A 17,455-nucleotide genomic window follows, 5' to 3' on the forward strand; every position below is an offset into this window, starting at 1 on the left:
AAAACTCACTAACCTTTTGAATCCAGTGGGCCTTCTTCTTATTAAATTCGGATCTAGATTTGTCGCTTCATAGAAGCTATTCAAAGCGCCTGATCTTGTCATTCATGATGATGTATCCGGGTTTGATCTCATTGGTTTTTTACAAGCGGATAAACTCATGGCTATAGAATTCGTTGCAAAATCAAAATTACCGACCGCTTATGGTGATTTCGACATTCATGTGTTTCAAGATCCCAAAACGGGCGAAGAGCATGTGGCGCTGAGTAAAGGCGGCGCGGATCTCTCTGGACAACCCGTGTTGGTGCGCATTCACTCAGAGTGTTTAACGGGGGATGCTTTCGGCTCACTCAAGTGTGATTGTGGTCCTCAATTGCATGCCACGATGAAGATGATTCATGATGCAGGGCAAGGTGTGATTCTGTATTTGCGTCAGGAAGGGCGTGGCATTGGCTTAACCAATAAAATTCGCGCCTATGCATTGCAAGATCAGGGGCATGATACAGTCGATGCGAATTTATTGCTCAACCTTCCTGCAGATGCGCGTCGCTATGATATGTGCTCGATTATGCTGGGTCATCTCAAGGTAGAAGAAGTGAAATTAATTACCAATAATCCTTTAAAAATAAAAGCACTACAAGATTTAGGAATCAATGTGGTTGATCGTGTGCGATTAACAGTCGGATTGAATATTTTCAATCAAGATTATTTGAATACCAAACAAAAACGCATGTCTCACATGTATGAAGAAAGCGATTTTTAATCGGCCTTTCATCAACATTGAAAGTCACAGTTTTCCTGCGCTGTAGTTGAAAAGGCAAAGATTTCGGATCTTTGCCTTTTTTTGTGGTCTGTGTTGTTTTATGCTGCTGTTCGGCGTGAGATAAAAAAATTCGCTATACTTTTGCCACAACTCAACAGATGAGCGTCAGATTATGCGTGTACTTGTCGTAATGGATCCGATTGAAACGGTGAATCTTAAAAAAGATTCGACTATGGCCATGCTGTGGGCAGCGAGCCGACGAGGTCATCAATTGGGATATGCATTACAGCACGACTTATATATCGATCAAGGTAAGGCCTGTGGTCTGATTGCACCTCTCACCGTATTTGAAGATTACCAGCACTATTACGAACTGGGCGAGAAGCAAAAACAGTCGCTAGCCGACTACGATGTGATCTTGATGCGTAAAGATCCGCCGTTTGACATGAACTTTGTCTATACCACCTACATTTTGGAGCAGGCGGAGCGTGAAGGGGTGTGGATCATCAATAAACCGCAGTCCCTGCGTGACTGTAACGAAAAACTCTTTGCCACGCAGTTTCCAGAGCTACAAGTGCCGACACTGGTAACATCGCAGCAGAGCTTAATCCGTGAGTTCATTCAAGCGCATAGTGATGTGATTGTTAAACCGCTCGACGGGATGGGCGGGATGGGAATTTTCCGCCTGCATCAAGGCGGGCAGAATATTGGCTCAACTTTGGAAATGCTCACAGAAATGGGAACGCGTCCGATCATGGCGCAACGCTATATCCCTGAAATTGTAGATGGCGATAAACGAATATTGATGATCAATGGTGAGCCAGTGCCGTACTGTTTAGCGCGCATTCCGCAAAATGGAGAAGTGCGAGGGAATTTGGCTGCTGGTGGTTTAGGTGAAGCACGTCCACTCACGGAAAATGACAAAAAAATTGCAGCCAAAGTGGGGCCATTTTTACGTGAAAAAGGCTTGGTCTTTGTCGGGCTCGATGTTATTGGAAATTACGTCACGGAAATTAACGTGACCAGTCCAACCTGTATCCGCGAGATCGATGCGCAGTTTGGCACTTCAATTGCCGATATGTTGTTTGATGTGCTCGAAGCAGGTCGTCCACAGTAAAAAATAAATCACGCTATGTCCTTGTTGGCCAGTGTCTGCAAGGACATTAGATAATTCTAAAAATGATTATTTTGATTTTTATTCAGTTAATATATTTTTTGCTGTAGAACAACCAAAAAACACCATGCTTTATGTTGCAAACACGTGAAATAAGCTTTTCGTTGCGTGTGCTTTAGGATTAGAATAATCCGCTAAATAAATAACTGTTATTTCCCTTGTTTTTGAGCTAAAGAAGTATACCGTGACTGATGCATCACAACGTAAATCCAAACATGTCATGATGATGGCTGCCGGTACAGGCGGTCATGTCTTTCCCGCATTGGCGGTTGCAAAACAATTGCAGCAACAAGGGTGCCAAGTGGCATGGCTGGCAACACCTGCAGGAATGGAAAATCGACTGCTCAAAGACCAGAATATCCCGATTTATCAGATTGATATTCAAGGTGTGCGTGGCAATGGTGCGGTGCGTAAACTCATGGCACCATTTAAAATCATGAAGGCCACGTACAGTGCCATGCGTTATATGAAGCAGCTCAAAATCGATGCAGTCGCGGGCTTCGGTGGTTATGTGGCAGGGCCTGGTGGGCTTGCCGCGCGTATTTTAGGGATACCGGTGCTGATTCATGAGCAAAATGCGGTTGCAGGCTTTACCAATACGCAGCTCGCACGTGTTGCTGCAAAAGTCTGTGAAGCTTTCCCCAATACGTTTCCTGCACATAGCAAAGTCGTAACCACAGGTAATCCGGTGCGTCAGGAAATTTCAGCCATTCTTAGTCCGAAGTGGCGCTATGACAGCCGTGAAGCAGCTGGCCAACCACTAAATATTTTAATTGTAGGCGGATCGTTGGGAGCACAGGCACTCAATGAACGTCTGCCAGAGGCGCTGTTAAAGCTCGGATTACCGCTCAATATTTTTCATCAATGTGGGCAAAAACAGCTTGATGACACCCGTGCACGCTATGCCAATGCATCCTCTCATGTACATGTACAAGTGATGCCGTTTATCGAAGATATGGCACAGGCTTATAGCGATGCCGATCTGATTATTTGCCGTGCTGGTGCGTTAACCGTCACTGAAGTGGCAACAGCCGGTGTGGCGGCAGTTTTTATACCATTACCCATCGCAGTGGATGATCACCAAACTGCCAATGCCAAGTTTTTAGCTGATGTCGGTGCTGCCAAAATTTGCCAACAATCTAGCATGACGCCAGAAACGCTCGATGCATTGTTGCGCCCGCTCATGAATCGTCAGTTACTCTCTGAAATGGCCGTGAAAGCCCGCCAACATGCGCAACCCAATGCTACCCAACACGTGGTAGACCTTATTGAAACTTTATAAGTTAGAGTGCCCTATGTCACCAACAACCCCAGCCGATCAAGCCAAAAAACTCATTAAAGTTCCTGAGATGCGCCGTATTAAACACATTTATTTTGTGGGAATCGGTGGTGCTGGGATGTGCGGCATTGCAGAAGTTTTAAAAAACCAAGGGTATAAAATATCTGGCTCGGATATCAAAGCCTCTAAAACCACGGCACAGCTTGAAGAAAAAGGCGTAAAAGTTTATATCGGACACAGTGCAGAAAACCTGAAAGCTGTAGATGTACTGGTGGTATCGACAGCCATCGATCAGGAAAACCCTGAAATTAAAGCAGCGATGGAGCAGCGTATTCCTGTGGTGCGCCGTGCAGAAATGCTGGGTGAGCTGATGCGCTACCGCCATGGGATTGCAGTTGCAGGCACGCATGGTAAAACCACAACCACCAGCTTGCTGACCACCATGTTGGCCGAAGAAAATCTGGATCCAACTTATGTGATTGGCGGTTTGCTCAATCGTACCGGAGTGAATGCTGCGCTCGGTGCAAGTCGCTTTATTGTGGCCGAAGCTGATGAATCCGACGCCTCATTTTTATATTTGCAACCAATGGCCGCCATTATTACCAATGTCGATGCGGACCATATGGATACCTACGGTGGAAGCTTCGACAAATTAAAAGATACCTTTGTCGAGTTTATTCATCGTTTACCGTTTTACGGTTTGGCTGTGGTGTGTGGCGATGATCAGAATGTGCGTGAAATCATGCCACGTTTTGGCCGCCCAACCTTGACCTATGGCTTTAATGAAGACAACGATATTCGTGCTGTAGACGTGGTGCAAGAAGGCATGCAGTCGCATTTTACCGTATTGCGAAAAGATCGCGAACCATTGCGTCTGACGGTTAATCAGCCAGGGCTGCACAACATTTTAAATGCACTTGCAGCGATTGGTGTGGCCACCGATGAAGGGGTTTCCGATGCAGCGATTGGTCGTGCGCTAGAAGGTTTTAGTGGTGTTGGACGCCGTTTTCAGGTGCAAGGTGAATATGCACTTGGTGATGGAGATGTCAAACTGGTCGATGATTATGGCCACCATCCAAAAGAAGTCGAAGCCACCATTAAAGCGGCCCGTCAAAGCCATCCAGATCGTCGTTTGGTCATGATGTTTCAACCGCATCGTTACAGCCGTACCCGTGACTGTTTCGATGATTTTGTAGAAGTGCTGTCACAGGTGGACCAACTGCTGTTGCTCGAAGTTTACCCTGCGGGTGAAAAGCCGATTGTTGGTGCTGACAGCCGCGCCTTGGCACGAAGTATCCGCCTACGTGGTGATGTAGAGCCTATTTTGGTCGATCCGGTTGAAGGCAATTTGCCCAACATCATACAAAAAGTGTTACAAGCAAATGACTTGTTATTGACGCAAGGTGCGGGTAACGTGGGAGCAATTTCAGTCGATCTTGCCCAGCAGCATTTGTATTTAAAATCAGTGTAATGGTTTTGGTCAGATTCAGTGTGCGAAAAATTTAAGGATAAAAACGTGTCAAATGCGTCAAAGTTCGGCAAAGTTGCCGTGTTGTTTGGTGGGAAATCAGCTGAGCGAGAAGTTTCTTTAGATAGTGGTCAGGCCGTACTCGATGCATTGTTACGTTCGGGTGTTCAAGCAGAAGCATTTGATCCTAAAGAACGTAGCGTCACCGAACTGGTGGGTTACGATCGCGCGTTTATCGTATTGCATGGTCGGGGCGGGGAAGACGGCCAGATTCAAGGTGTACTGGAATGGTTAGATATTCCTTATACCGGAACAGGTGTACAAGGCTCCGCCATTGGCATGGATAAAATTAAGACCAAGCAAATTTGGCAGGGCAGTGACTTACCGACTGCACCTTACCGGATTATCAATAAAGATTCAGATTTGAACGAAATTGTGGCGTCTCTTAACCTGCCTGTGATCATCAAGCCAGTACATGAAGGCTCAAGTATTGGCATGAGTAAAGTCGAAAAAATGGCAGACTTTGCAACCGCCATTGAAAAAGCAACCGCCCATGATGCCGTGGTAATGGCTGAACAATGGATCACTGGGCGCGAGTACACGATTGTGGTGCTCAATGGTCAAGCTTTGCCCGTCATTCGTTTGCAGCCACCTCAAGACGTGGCGTTTTACGATTACGATGCCAAGTATCAGCGTAACGATGTGCAATACGGTATTCCGTCGGGATTGTCCGATGCCGATGAAAAGAAACTACAAGCACTCACTTTGCGTGCCTTTCATGCCGTTGGAGCCAGTGGTTGGGGGCGTGTCGATGCGATGCAGGATGAGCATGGAAACTTCTGGTTGCTCGAAATCAATACTGTACCGGGAATGACCAGCCATTCGCTTGTACCAAAGGCTGCGCAGGCCGTTGGAATCGATTTTGATGCACTGTGCGTTGAAATTTTAGCGCAAACTCTTACAGGTTCGACACACTAAATATGGCTCAGCTTCCAGCATCCATGCGTCGTAAACGAGCGGCGATTACATCCATTCATGAAAAGCCACCCACGCGCAAGCAAAAGCTTGCCAATATTGGTGGCTGGATCTTGCTGTGTATTGCATTTGTGGTGCTGGCTGCTGGCGTGTTTGGTTTGTACAAAGTGATTACCGATGCAAAAATTGCCGATTTAGACATTGTCGGCACACGCTCTGGTATCGAGCAATCACAGCTTGAGCAGCATATACGACCCATCATCAAAGAAAATTACTTTACCTCGGATCTAGAGCAGATCCGCGACAAAGCACTAGAGATTTCTTGGGTAGATCGCGTAGTGGTATCACGTGCTTGGCCCAATAGTATTCGTGTGCGGATTATGCCGCGACATCCAATTGCACGCTGGGGCACGGGCCGATTGCTCAGTGACAGCGGCGATGTGTATGCAGAAGCCGAACTCAAAAATCATCCAGATTTACCGATGCTACATGGGCCAATCACCCAGTCGAAGGCCATGATGCGTCGCTATAACGAAATTAATCAATTATTCCAGCCCGTCAATTTACGTTTAACCGAGCTTTATCTCACCGAGCGTATGACGTGGTTTATGCAATTTGATTCTGGTCTGCGTATTATTGTGGATCAAGATCAAACCATGAGTAAACTGCAACGTTTAAGCCATCTGGCTCAAACTGACCTGAAACCAGTGTGGTCCAAAATCTCAGCCATTGATTTACGCTATAGAAATGGATTATCACTACAATGGAAAACAGGCGCACCGCCTAAGATACTAAATGGTCAGTTTGTTGTAACGAGTGATGACACAAATGTTGCATCTGGAATAACAGCAAAGCCATAATGTTTGGCTTTAAAAATAACAGGCATTTTGCCATATTATACAACGAACGAATGGTAGTGAGTAATGAGTGAAGCTGTTCCCTCGATTGTTGCGATTGACATTGGGACGCATAAAGTTTCAGTTTTAATTGGTAAAGTTCACGCACCGGATAACATTCAAGTCATCGGGATGGCGACTGCACGCAACCGTGGCATGAATAAAGGAAAAATCGTCAGTCTCGATAAGGTCATTTCGGCAATTAAAAATGCAGTGGCTGAAGCAGAGAATATGGCGGAATGTCGTGTGCACACGGCATGGGTGTCAATTCCAACAACAGAATTACAAAGTTTTTATGCCTCTGGCCGAACGCCGATTGCCAAAGCCGACCACACCATCACCACCAATGAAGTGGTACGTGCCTTAGAGCTGGCCAAAGCCAGTCATGTCACGCCAGATTATTATTTGGCCAGTGCGGTGCCGTTAGGTTTTGAGCTCGACGACGAATCAGAGTGGGTACAAAATCCGATCAATATGTCGGCGCATAGCATGACCGGTCATTATCAGCTGATGATGATGCCGATCAGTATCATGCAGAATCTGGATCGGGCGATGAAAGGCGCCAACATTGGTGTTGAAAAGATGGTGGTGTCGTGTTTGGCGACTGCCGAAGCCAGCCTGCTCAAAGACGAAAAAGAATATGGTGTGTGTTTGCTCGATATGGGTGCAGGTATTTCTAATCTTGCGGTATATTTAGACGGACGTTTAGCACTGGCACGTACTTTGCAGCGCGGTGGGGAAAATGTAACTCGTGACATTGCAGCAGTACTGCAAACCACCACGGAAGAAGCAGAACGTATTAAAATTCTGCATGGTTGCGTGGATTTAAGTGCGATTAAACCCGATCAGATGATTCAGGTACAGGCGATTGATGGGCCACAAACCATTAGTCGTATTGAGCTAGCAGAAATCATCATTGCACGCTATGAAGAGATTTTAGGTCAGGTTCGTGATGAACTTGAGCGCAGTGGTGCCATTCATGGTCTGTATCATGGTGTGGTTTTAACAGGTGATGCTTGTCAGATTGAAGGTATGGTGAGTCTGGCACGCCGTATACTGGGTGTTTCGGCACATTTAGGTAATCCGCCATTACAGGTGTATGCTGATGAACAGCATCAGGCGGCCATGCGTCGCTCGATGTATGCCACAGCTGCGGGCTTACTGATGTTTAGCCAAAGTGAACTGCAAGATACCGTTGAAGATTCTGAAGAGGTCGCCCAGCGTTCATTGTGGAATCGGGTTGCAAATGGTTGGAATACCTTAAATACCAAGTTAAAAGCCATCTTTTAAGGTGTATGTATTTTTGGACAATATTGTTGGGAAGTTGTAATAGAAAATTGTCGTACTTGACAAGGTCACTCTTGAGCAGCATCCTAAAAATGAAGTTTTATTAAAGATCAAGGCAGTATACGGGCTGAAGTGACTGCCAATATGAATTAGGGAACTCTACAGGTCATGGCCTCATTTGAATTTATAGAAGATGAACTAAGCGATAGCAACGGTCAAGCCCGTTTCACTGTGTTTGGTGTAGGTGGTGGTGGCGGAAATGCCGTACAGCACATGGTGCAATCCGACATCAAAGGTGTGAAATTTGTTTGCGCCAATACAGACAAGCAAGCTTTAGATAGCATGAATGCACCTTTTAAGATGCAGCTTGGTGAGCAAAGCACACGTGGTTTGGGTGCAGGTGCAAACCCGGAAGTGGGTCAGATTGCAGCAGAAGAAAGCCGCGAAATTATCCGCCAGCATTTAGAAGGCACCGATATGGTGTTTGTGACTGCCGGTATGGGCGGTGGAACCGGAACTGGTGCTGCGCCAGTTGTGGCTGAAATCGCACAAGAGATGGGCATCTTAACCGTTGGTGTAGTAACAACGCCATTTAACTTTGAAGGCCGCCGTCGTTTGCGTGCTGCCGAAAAAGGTATAGAAGCACTTGAGGCACATGTTGATTCATTGATTATTATTCCAAATCAGCGTTTGCTCAGTGTCTATGGCGACATCTCAATGCGTGATGCGTACAAAAAAGCAGATGATGTCTTGCTTAATGCGGTACGTAGTATCTTTGATTTAGTAGTCAACCGTGGTCACATTAACCTTGACTTCGCCGATTTGAAAACTGCCATGAGTACCCGTGGCTACGCCATGATGGGTGCTGGTTTAGGCCGTGGTGAAGATCGTGCGCGTCAGGCAGCTGAGCAAGCCATTCGCAGTCCGCTGCTCGATAATGTCAATATCATTAATGCCAAGGGTGTATTGATCAACATTACCGGTGGTGATGATATTACCTTGCGTGAAACCGAGATTATTACCGACGTGGTTAACCAGATTGTCGATCTTGATGAAGGCGAGATTTTCTACGGTACGGTATTTGACCCTGAAGCACGCGATGAATTACGTGTGACTGTGATTGCAACAGGGTTAACGCGTAATGCCTCTGAAGCAGAACCGCGTAAACGTCATGTTCAACATCATGTGAATGTACCAAGTGCACATACAACTGATGACGATGACGTACCAGCGATTAACAAGCGTCAGGGTGTTGAAGCGGCAGCTGCACCAAGCTCTTCACCACGCTCTTCACCGATGAGTATTCAGGATTATCTTAAAAATCAACAACGTAAATAATAACGTTATTGAGTTAACTAAAAGGTAGTGAGATTCACTACCTTTTTTATTTTTTATCAATAGCTAAATATGCTAACTTATATCGGTTTTTAGAGATAAAGTAAGCGTAGCATGTTGAAACAACGTACCCTCAAACGCGTGGTTAAGGCGAGTGGCATTGGTCTTCATAGTGGTCAGAAGGTCATGATCAATTTTTTGCCTCATGCAATTGACGGTGGCATTGTATTTCGCCGGATTGATTTAGATCCACCAGTCGACATTCACGCCGATGCTTTGCTCATTCAAGAAGCATTCATGTGTTCCAATCTGGTCATTGATAATGTCAAAGTGGGCACCATTGAGCATGTCATGAGTGCAATTGCAGGATTGGGAATAGATAACCTGATTATTGAAGTGTCTGCCTCGGAAGTTCCGATTATGGATGGTAGTGCAGGGCCGTTTATCTATTTATTGATGCAAGGTGAACTGTGTGAACAGGATGCCCCAAAAAAGTTTATAAAAATCTTAAAACCTGTTGAAGCACTGATCAACGATAAAAAAGCCATTTTTACTCCGCACGATGGCTTTCAACTTAATTTTACCATTGATTTTGATCATCCAGCCTTTGCCAAAGAATACCAGTCAGCCACGATTGATTTTTCGACCGAAACGTTTGTATACGAGGTGAGTGAAGCACGTACATTTGGCTTCATGAAAGATTTGGATTACTTAAAAGCCAATAATCTTGCACTGGGCGCCAGTCTTGAAAATGCCATTGGTGTAGATGATACCGGTGTTGTGAATGAAGAAGGCTTGCGTTTTTCGGATGAGTTTGTACGCCATAAGATATTAGACGCCGTAGGGGACTTGTATTTGATGGGTCATCAGATTATTGCCAAGTTCGATGGCTACAAATCTGGTCATGCTTTAAATAACCAGTTACTTCGCAACGTACAAAGCGATCTAGCCAATTATAAAATTGTAACATTTGATGACGCACAGGATTGCCCAATTTCTTACGTAAACATTGGCTAAGTCATTGTCTCGCAGTTGTTATGTTATAGTGTAATTCTTTAAAGAGATAACTGCATCACAGATTTGACGCACCGCGAGCCAGACCTAACGCTCGAGATTATTTTTTATTGCTTGCCAAACGTAGTAAAGCTTGGCTAAGCTTAGGGTCGCTCACCAAACCAGCAGCACCTTGTAACATATCTTGGGTTTCTGGTGGGAGAGAGGTAACTGACGGTGATGATGTTGGGGGAAGTTGCGATTTTGGTCGTAAACGCACTTGGAGTCGTTGCAGTTCGTGTAAGCCTTCTAGTTGAGCTAATTTCGTAATGTATTGTGTTTGAAGATAACCGAGCTGACTAATCATGGCCTGATTTTCGCCGGTAAGGGTCAAGACACCATATTGATAACAGACTACTTGCCATTTTTCAGGTTGCGGCAATAAGGGTTGAATTAATTTCGTAAGTTTTTGCCACTGTGCAACTTGCGTTGTAAGAAACGTTAAGTTTCCTGTTTTTATGTGTTTTCTTGTTTGTTGAAACACGTTTTTAGGTTCAGACATAGTCGTGACTCACTGCAGGCAATGTCTCATCTTATACGCGTCATTCAATGGATATCAAGGAAGAGATCACGCAAGGAACTTTTAGTAAGAACAGTTTCACGAGGTTTTTTATGCATACGCGTCGAATTTTACTTGCTTTTTCTCTGGCAGCTTCTGCCGCATCAGTTGCTTTCGCTGATTACCAAACGATTGATCAGACAGATACATCATCCGACCGACTCGAACAGCTTTCCCGTACACTCAGTCAAGGTTCTTACACGCATCCAGACGATTTGGATATTCCCGGTAAGACACAGGTTTCAGTCACCTTACGAGAAAAAACAACTGAACTGAACAATCAAAGCATCGAAAAAAAGTACGGTAAATCCTCTTCTTCGCGTTATAGCCCCGCCTCAAATAACAGCCCTTACTCATGGTTAGTAACGCATCCATTGCCAGACATGGTGCGTGTCTCTTCGGAATTTGGTACACGAACTTTACTCGGCACCACACGCGCACATGAAGGAATTGATCTCTCTGCGCCAAGTGGTACACCGATCTATGCTTCTGGCCCGGGTATTGTGACCAAGGCGGGTTGGGGTACAGGTTATGGTCAATATGTCGAGATTAATCACGGCAACGGTTACCTCACACGCTATGCACATGCTTCACGCGTAATGGTACAGGTCGGTGACCGTGTAGGTGCGGGTGAGCACATTGCCAATGTTGGCTGTACAGGGCGCTGCACGGGACCACATTTACACTTTGAAGTGGTGAAAGACGGTCAGCGCAAGAATCCAGGTTCTTATCTTGCCATGTTGCCATAAGTTCTTTATATCCATCTGACTCCTGTTTTATTGAATCTTGCTTTACATAAATTCTTAACAATGCACAAACCGCGCAAAAGTCGCGGTTTGTTTATTTTTGAGCCAAATTTGACTCTAACATCAAATTTCAAATACTCGTGTATAAAAAAACAGCTTTAATTGGCGTTTTTTTGTTATTTTGGGTTATAAAAAGTCAATCAGTATTTATTATCTAAATAATAGTGCCTATCTGTATTCACCTGCGGGGATAACTTGCATGGCGGTAAATATGATAAAAATACACCCTAGACAAAAGACTAAGGAAAAGGTGAACTATGGCGTTTTATGGTGATTCCGACGCACAAGAAACCCAAGAATGGCAAGATGCATTTGATTCGGTTTTACAGCACATGGGAACTGAACGTGCAGCTTTTTTATTGGAAAAGCTTTATCAACGCGCGATTGCGAAGCATGTTCCCATTCAACGCTTGAATACACCTTATCTCAATACAATTTCTGTGGATGAACAGCCTGCAATGCCGGGCGATCAAGACATGGAACGCCGTATTCGTGCATTGATCCGTTGGAACGCGTTGGCCATGGTACTACGTGCCAACAAAACAGGCGACGACTTAGGTGGTCACTTGGCCAGCTTTGCATCTTCAGCAACGCTTTACGACGTTGGATTTAACCACTTCTTCCGTGCCAACAGCGACAGCTTTGGCGGCGACATGATCTACTATCAAGGTCACTGTGCACCTGGGATCTATGCGCGTTCTTTTCTTGAAGGCCGTTTGACAGAAGACCAACTCAATAATTTCCGCCGTGAAGTAAATGGCAATGGTCTATCAAGCTATCCGCATCCGTACTTAATGCCAGATTACTGGCAGTTCCCAACCGTATCGATGGGCTTGGGTCCAATCATGTCGATTTATCAAGCACATATTCAAAAGTACTTGATGAACCGTCGTCTGATCAAAGAAGAAGACCGTAAAGTCTGGGCATATCTCGGCGATGGCGAGATGGATGAGCCAGAAAGTACTGGTGCAATTTCACTGGCAGGTCGTGAGAAACTCGACAACCTGATCTGGGTAGTCAACTGTAACTTGCAGCGTCTTGATGGTCCTGTACGTGGTAACGGTAAAATTATCCAAGAGCTTGAATCATTGTTCCGCGGTGCCGGATGGCGCGTGATCAAAGTGGTTTGGGGCCGTCATTGGGATCCACTTTTGGCCAAAGACACCTCAGGTGCGCTTAAAGCAATTATGGATGAAGCAGTCGACGGCGACTACCAACGCTACCAAGTAAAAGGCGGTGCTTACACACGTGCGCACTTCTTTGGTAAATATCCAGAAGCTGAAGAGCTGGTGAAAAACTTAAGCGATGAAGATATCGACAATCTGAATCGTGGTGGTCACGATCCGTACAAAGTATACGCAGCTTATGCTGAGGCAATGAAGAGCACTGGTCAGCCAACCGTTATTCTGGCAAAAACTGTGAAAGGTTACGGTTTGTCTGACGAAATTGAAGCGGTCAACAAAACGCACCAAATCAAGAAAATGCATGTTGACTCACTCAAATATGTACGTAATCGTTTCAACTTGCCATTTAACGATGAGCAATTAGAAGATCTGCCGTTCTATCGTCCTGCGGAAAACTCGCCAGAACTTAAATACATGAAAGCGCGTCGTGAGGCTTTAGGTGGTTATCTGCCTGCACGTCGTAAAGAAAGCGAATCTTTGGCGATTCCTGAAATTTCAGTATTTGACAGTGTATTGAGCGGTAGCAACGGTAAAGAACAATCGACCACCATGGTGATGGTGCGTTTGATCGCGTCGTTGTTAAAAGAAAAAGCGATTAAAGATCGCGTAGTGCCAATCGTGCCAGATGAAGCACGTACCTTCGGTCTTGAAGGGATGTTCCGCCAGTTGGGTATTTATGCTGCTCATGGTCAGAAATATACCCCAGAAGACAATGAACAGCTCATGAATTACCGTGAAGCAAAAGACGGTCACATGTTGCAAGAAGGCATCAACGAGGCGGGTGCGATGAGTGCATGGGCCGCGTTGGCAACCAGTTATTCAACCAATAACTTGCCAATGATTCCGATGTACATGTATTACTCAATGTTTGGTTTCCAGCGTATCGGTGATATTGCATGGGCAGCAGGCGATGCACAGGCACAAGGTTTCTTGTTGGGCGCGACCGCTGGCCGTACGACGCTAAACGGTGAAGGCTTACAGCACCAAGATGGTCACTCGCATATCCTTGCAGGAACGATTCCAAACTGTATTTCTTATGATCCATGTTTCGGTTATGAGCTTGCAGTGGTCGTACATGATGGCTTGAAGCGTATGTATGTCAATCAAGAGCGTGTATTCTATTACCTAACGCTCATGAACGAAAACTACGAGCATCCAGAAATGCCAAAAGGCGCTGAAGAAGGCATCAAACGTGGTATGTATCTGTTTGAAAAAGATGAAAAAGCCACTGTTCAGTTACTTGGTTCTGGCGTGATCTTACGTGAAGTCATCAAAGCGGCGAAAATCTTGCGTGAAGAATATCAAATTCACTCAAATATCTGGAGTGTTACCAGCTTCAACGAGTTGGCGCGCGACGGTATGGCCTGTGATGAATACAACCGCTTGCATCCGCTAACCGAAGAAACCAAAGAATCTTGGGTATCTCAGCAGCTTCGTGGTACAGACGGTATCGTGGTATCGGCAACGGATCATATGCGTGCTTATAGCGAACAGATTCGTGCCTACCTCCCAGACAACCGTCCATACGTGACTTTGGGTACCGATGGTTATGGCCGTTCAGATACGCGTGCCAACCTACGTAGCTACTTCGGTGTCGATGCAGCTCACATTGTGGTGGCAACACTGAAAAAACTGGCTGATGAAGGTGAAGTAGAAAACCGTCTGGTGAAAGATGCGATTTCAAGCTTCGAACTTGAAACAGACCGTCCAGTTGCATGGGCGCCACAGACGCATCCAGAGGTTCATCCTGTGGCAGCGTATGAAGAACACTCAGGTGAGGGGAACTAAGACATGCAAGTGAAAACACCTGATATTGGCGTAGATAAAGCAACGGTTGCTGAAATCTTGGTAAAGGTTGGTGACACGATTTCTGAAAACGACAGCCTGATCTTGCTCGAATCGGACAAAGCATCGGTTGAAGTACCAAGTACAGCAGCTGGTGTGGTCAAACGTATTTTGGTTAGCCTTGGTGATGAAGTCACTGAAGGTACAGACTTGGTTGAGCTTGAAAGTGAGGGTGCAACGGCAGAACCTGCCGCTGCGCCAGCACCAGAAGAAAAACCAGTTGCACAAGAAGCAGCACCTGCACAAGAAGCACCAGCTGCACAGCCTGCTGCTGGCGGTGCAACTCAGGAAATTGAGGTTCAGGTTCCTGATATTGGTGTAGAAAAAGCAACAGTTGCCGAGATTTTGGTGAAAGTTGGCGACGAGATTGCCGAAAATGACAGTCTAGTTTTGCTTGAATCGGACAAAGCGTCGGTTGAAGTGCCAAGTACAGCAACAGGTACTGTGGTGTCTATTGCGATCAAAGAAGGCGACACGGTTCAAGAAGGTGTTGTGCTGCTTAAGCTTAAAACAGCGGGCGGCGCATCTGCTGCGCCTGAACAAGCACCTGCTGCATCAAGCGCTGCTGCACCTGCCAAAGAATCTGCGGCAGAAACGGCACAACCTGCTACTGAATCAAACGCACCTGCGGGTGATGTTGAGGTCAATGTTCCAGATTTAGGTGTGGACAAGGCTGCAGTGGCTGAGATTTTGGTCAAAGTGGGCGACAAAATCACCAAAGACGAAAGTATCGTGGTGGTTGAATCTGACAAGGCAACAGTTGAAGTTCCAAGTTCGGTTTCAGGCGTGGTTAAAGCCGTGCATGTTCAAGCCGGACAAGATGTTCAAGAAGGCGTACTGCTGATTACAGTTGAAGCCGAAGGCGCAGCGCCAAGTGCACCGAAAGCAGCACCAGCAAAAGCTGAAGCAGCACCTGCACCAGCGGCACCAAAAGCAGCGCCTGCGCCTGCTGCCAAAGCCGATCATGCAGCGCCACAGGCAAGCCAAGACAGTAAATTGACCAAAGAGCAAGAAGCTGAAAATGCCAAAGTCTATGCTGGTCCAGCTGTACGTAAACTCGCCCGTGAATTGGGTGTGGTGTTGGCACAGGTCAAAAATTCTGGTGAGCATGGTCGTCTGATTAAAGAAGACATTTATGCATACGTGAAGCAGCGCTTAACTGCACCAGTTGCAGCGCCAAAAGCAGCAGCGGCAGCAGTGGCATCAGGCTTGCCGTCATTGCCAGATTTCAGCGCATTTGGTGGCGTTGAAGAAAAAGCACTGACGCGTTTACAGCAAGTTTCGATTCCGCAATTGTCGCTCAACAACTTTATTCCGCAAGTGACTCAGTTTGATCATGCGGATATTACTGAGCTTGAAGCATGGCGCAATGACTTGAAGGGTAACTTCAAGAAAGAAGGCATCAGCCTGACCATCATGGCGTTTATCATCAAGGCTGTGGCACATCTGCTGAAAGAAGAGCGTGAGTTTGCTGGTCATTTGTCTGACGATGGTAAATCAGTACTGCTTCGCAACGAAATCCATATGGGGATTGCTGTTGCAACGCCAGACGGTTTGACTGTACCGGTACTACGCAACCCAGATCAGAAATCGATTAAGCAGATCGCGGTTGAGCTAGGTGTAATTGGTCAAAAGGCACGTGATAAGAAATTATCACCAAAAGACTTGCAAGGTGCCAATTTCACCATTTCAAGCTTGGGCGCGATTGGCGGAACAGCCTTTACACCGTTAGTGAACTGGCCACAAGTGGCGATTTTAGGTATTTCACCTGCTGCGATGCAGCCAGTATGGAATGGCAAAGATTTTGAGCCTCGCTTGATGTTACCGTTGTCATTGTCGTATGACCACCGTGTGATTAATGGTGCCGATGCAGCGCGTTTTACCAACAAGCTGACCAAATTGTTGCAAGATATCCGCAGCTTACTAATCTAAATCATCGTTTATTTAAAAACCCTGCTTCGGCAGGGTTTTTTGATTTAAAGTGGTTGAATATGTGTTTCAGATCAAAGCAAATTGAAACTAGGCGATCAAACAGGTATAATCAATTCACTTCATTGGGGAGTAGCCTCTATTTACGCAATGTAAATAGGTGATGATCAACATAATTGTTCCACAGAACATGGTCATCATAGCTTAAACGCATACGTGTGTTTCCGAGTTGGCAAGACCTTTGATTTATCGTTCTGCACATTTGGCTAGCAGGGGCGGTAAGTCATCGGTACGTTATGCTAGCCAGAGAACAGATATGCAAGAATTCCTGATTTCGACTTCTGTTGTTGCCCTTGCTGAAATGGGCGACAAAACCCAGCTCCTTGCGCTTTTACTCGCAGCCCGGTTCCGCAAACCTGTTCCTATCTTAATCGCGATTTTATTGGCGACCACCATCAACCATGGTTTATCTGCGGTATTAGGACAATGGCTGACGACCGTCTTAAATCCTACCGTTATGGTGTGGGTATTGGCCATTGGCTTTATTGCAATGGCGCTGTGGATGCTGGTGCCAGACAAGCTCGATGACGAAACCGATAGCATCAATAAATGGCAACGCTTTGGGGTATTTGGCGCCACCTTTATTTTATTTTTCTTGGCAGAAATTGGCGATAAAACCCAAATCGCGACCGTTGCACTGGCAGCACGTTTTGACAGTGTGTTTTGGGTAATGCTCGGGACCACTGTCGGCATGATGATTGCCAATGCACCAGCGGTATTTATTGGCAACAAAATGGCCGATCGTTTACCTATTTCGCTCATTCACAAGATTGGCGCGGCAATTTTCTTGGTGGTGGGTGTCTCAACACTGGTACAGCACTACTTCTTTTAAATTGCTGTAAAAA

14 protein-coding genes and 1 riboswitch are annotated in these 17,455 nt (G+C 45.9%); of the genes, 13 read left to right on the plus strand and 1 reads right to left on the minus strand.

Going from position 1 to position 17,455, the window contains the following annotated elements; translation table 11 throughout:
- The first annotated feature begins 157 nt into the window (after positions 1-157).
- The 9 genes from ribA (at position 158) to lpxC (ending at position 10,191) form a co-directional block, all read left to right on the plus strand.
- On the plus strand, positions 158-760 hold the full coding sequence (ribA, locus tag KCV09_RS12715) for a GTP cyclohydrolase II (RefSeq protein ID WP_004933891.1): 603 nt from the start codon (positions 158-160) through the stop codon (positions 758-760).
- Between the two features lie 172 nt (positions 761-932).
- Positions 933-1,877 carry a glutathione synthase gene (gshB, locus tag KCV09_RS12720; protein ID WP_151790780.1) on the plus strand — a complete coding sequence of 315 codons (945 nt, stop codon included), beginning with the start codon at positions 933-935 and terminating at the stop codon, positions 1,875-1,877.
- Between the two features lie 241 nt (positions 1,878-2,118).
- Positions 2,119-3,216 carry an undecaprenyldiphospho-muramoylpentapeptide beta-N-acetylglucosaminyltransferase gene (gene murG, locus KCV09_RS12725; RefSeq protein ID WP_151815153.1) on the plus strand — a complete coding sequence of 366 codons (1,098 nt, stop codon included), beginning with the start codon at positions 2,119-2,121 and terminating at the stop codon, positions 3,214-3,216.
- Positions 3,217-3,229: 13 nt separating this feature from the next.
- Complete coding sequence (gene murC / locus KCV09_RS12730; RefSeq protein ID WP_004933901.1) at positions 3,230-4,684, plus strand: UDP-N-acetylmuramate--L-alanine ligase; 1,455 nt, start codon at positions 3,230-3,232, stop codon at positions 4,682-4,684.
- A 45-nt stretch (positions 4,685-4,729) separates the two neighbouring features.
- On the plus strand, positions 4,730-5,659 hold the full coding sequence (locus tag KCV09_RS12735; protein WP_004944800.1) for a D-alanine--D-alanine ligase: 930 nt from the start codon (positions 4,730-4,732) through the stop codon (positions 5,657-5,659).
- Positions 5,660-5,661: 2 nt separating this feature from the next.
- Positions 5,662-6,516, plus strand: a complete 855-nt coding sequence (locus KCV09_RS12740) for a cell division protein FtsQ/DivIB (RefSeq protein WP_151815152.1) — start codon at positions 5,662-5,664, stop codon at positions 6,514-6,516.
- A 63-nt stretch (positions 6,517-6,579) separates the two neighbouring features.
- Positions 6,580-7,842: a cell division protein FtsA gene (gene ftsA / locus KCV09_RS12745; protein WP_004933909.1), complete on the plus strand. Its 1,263-nt coding sequence runs from the start codon at positions 6,580-6,582 to the stop codon at positions 7,840-7,842.
- A 165-nt stretch (positions 7,843-8,007) separates the two neighbouring features.
- Complete coding sequence (ftsZ, locus tag KCV09_RS12750; protein WP_004933913.1) at positions 8,008-9,177, plus strand: cell division protein FtsZ; 1,170 nt, start codon at positions 8,008-8,010, stop codon at positions 9,175-9,177.
- A gap of 111 nt (positions 9,178-9,288) precedes the next feature.
- Positions 9,289-10,191: a UDP-3-O-acyl-N-acetylglucosamine deacetylase gene (lpxC, locus tag KCV09_RS12755; protein ID WP_076033187.1), complete on the plus strand. Its 903-nt coding sequence runs from the start codon at positions 9,289-9,291 to the stop codon at positions 10,189-10,191.
- Between the two features lie 97 nt (positions 10,192-10,288).
- Here lpxC and KCV09_RS12760 read toward each other — a convergent pair whose 3' ends face one another.
- Entirely contained in the window at positions 10,289-10,729 is a 441-nt protein-coding gene (locus KCV09_RS12760) for a hypothetical protein (protein ID WP_004933917.1), read from the minus strand.
- 110 nt (positions 10,730-10,839) lie between these two features.
- Between KCV09_RS12760 and KCV09_RS12765 the strand changes: the two genes are divergently transcribed.
- The 4 genes from KCV09_RS12765 (at position 10,840) to KCV09_RS12780 (ending at position 17,442) form a co-directional block, all read left to right on the plus strand.
- Positions 10,840-11,535 (plus strand): M23 family metallopeptidase, encoded by a 696-nt coding sequence (locus tag KCV09_RS12765; protein WP_151815151.1) that lies wholly within the window; start codon positions 10,840-10,842, stop codon positions 11,533-11,535.
- A gap of 314 nt (positions 11,536-11,849) precedes the next feature.
- Positions 11,850-14,564, plus strand: coding sequence for a pyruvate dehydrogenase (acetyl-transferring), homodimeric type (gene aceE, locus KCV09_RS12770; protein ID WP_004933924.1), 2,715 nt, complete (start codon positions 11,850-11,852; stop codon positions 14,562-14,564).
- A gap of 3 nt (positions 14,565-14,567) precedes the next feature.
- Positions 14,568-16,553, plus strand: a complete 1,986-nt coding sequence (locus KCV09_RS12775; RefSeq protein WP_151796877.1) for a 2-oxo acid dehydrogenase subunit E2 — start codon at positions 14,568-14,570, stop codon at positions 16,551-16,553.
- A gap of 112 nt (positions 16,554-16,665) precedes the next feature.
- Positions 16,666-16,818: riboswitch (yybP-ykoY riboswitch) on the plus strand.
- Between the two features lie 48 nt (positions 16,819-16,866).
- Positions 16,867-17,442, plus strand: a complete 576-nt coding sequence (locus KCV09_RS12780; protein WP_004933930.1) for a TMEM165/GDT1 family protein — start codon at positions 16,867-16,869, stop codon at positions 17,440-17,442.
- The last annotated feature ends 13 nt before the right edge of the window (positions 17,443-17,455 follow it).

The organism is Acinetobacter soli, assembly GCF_018139125.1.
Classification (GTDB): domain Bacteria; phylum Pseudomonadota; class Gammaproteobacteria; order Pseudomonadales; family Moraxellaceae; genus Acinetobacter; species Acinetobacter soli.

What these genes read in the sequence shown, in the direction of transcription:
- ribA (WP_004933891.1), top strand. Translation starts at nt 158, where the DNA reads ATGGCTATAGAATTCGTTGCAAAATCAAAATTACCGACCGCTTATGGT.
- gshB (WP_151790780.1), top strand. Translation starts at nt 933, where the DNA reads ATGCGTGTACTTGTCGTAATGGATCCGATTGAAACGGTGAATCTTAAA.
- murC (WP_004933901.1), top strand. Translation starts at nt 3,230, where the DNA reads ATGTCACCAACAACCCCAGCCGATCAAGCCAAAAAACTCATTAAAGTT.
- KCV09_RS12740 (WP_151815152.1), top strand. Translation starts at nt 5,662, where the DNA reads ATGGCTCAGCTTCCAGCATCCATGCGTCGTAAACGAGCGGCGATTACA.
- ftsA (WP_004933909.1), top strand. Translation starts at nt 6,580, where the DNA reads ATGAGTGAAGCTGTTCCCTCGATTGTTGCGATTGACATTGGGACGCAT.
- ftsZ (WP_004933913.1), top strand. Translation starts at nt 8,008, where the DNA reads ATGGCCTCATTTGAATTTATAGAAGATGAACTAAGCGATAGCAACGGT.
- lpxC (WP_076033187.1), top strand. Translation starts at nt 9,289, where the DNA reads ATGTTGAAACAACGTACCCTCAAACGCGTGGTTAAGGCGAGTGGCATT.
- KCV09_RS12760 (WP_004933917.1), bottom strand. Translation starts at nt 10,729, where the DNA reads ATGTCTGAACCTAAAAACGTGTTTCAACAAACAAGAAAACACATAAAA.
- KCV09_RS12765 (WP_151815151.1), top strand. Translation starts at nt 10,840, where the DNA reads ATGCATACGCGTCGAATTTTACTTGCTTTTTCTCTGGCAGCTTCTGCC.
- aceE (WP_004933924.1), top strand. Translation starts at nt 11,850, where the DNA reads ATGGCGTTTTATGGTGATTCCGACGCACAAGAAACCCAAGAATGGCAA.
- KCV09_RS12775 (WP_151796877.1), top strand. Translation starts at nt 14,568, where the DNA reads ATGCAAGTGAAAACACCTGATATTGGCGTAGATAAAGCAACGGTTGCT.
- KCV09_RS12780 (WP_004933930.1), top strand. Translation starts at nt 16,867, where the DNA reads ATGCAAGAATTCCTGATTTCGACTTCTGTTGTTGCCCTTGCTGAAATG.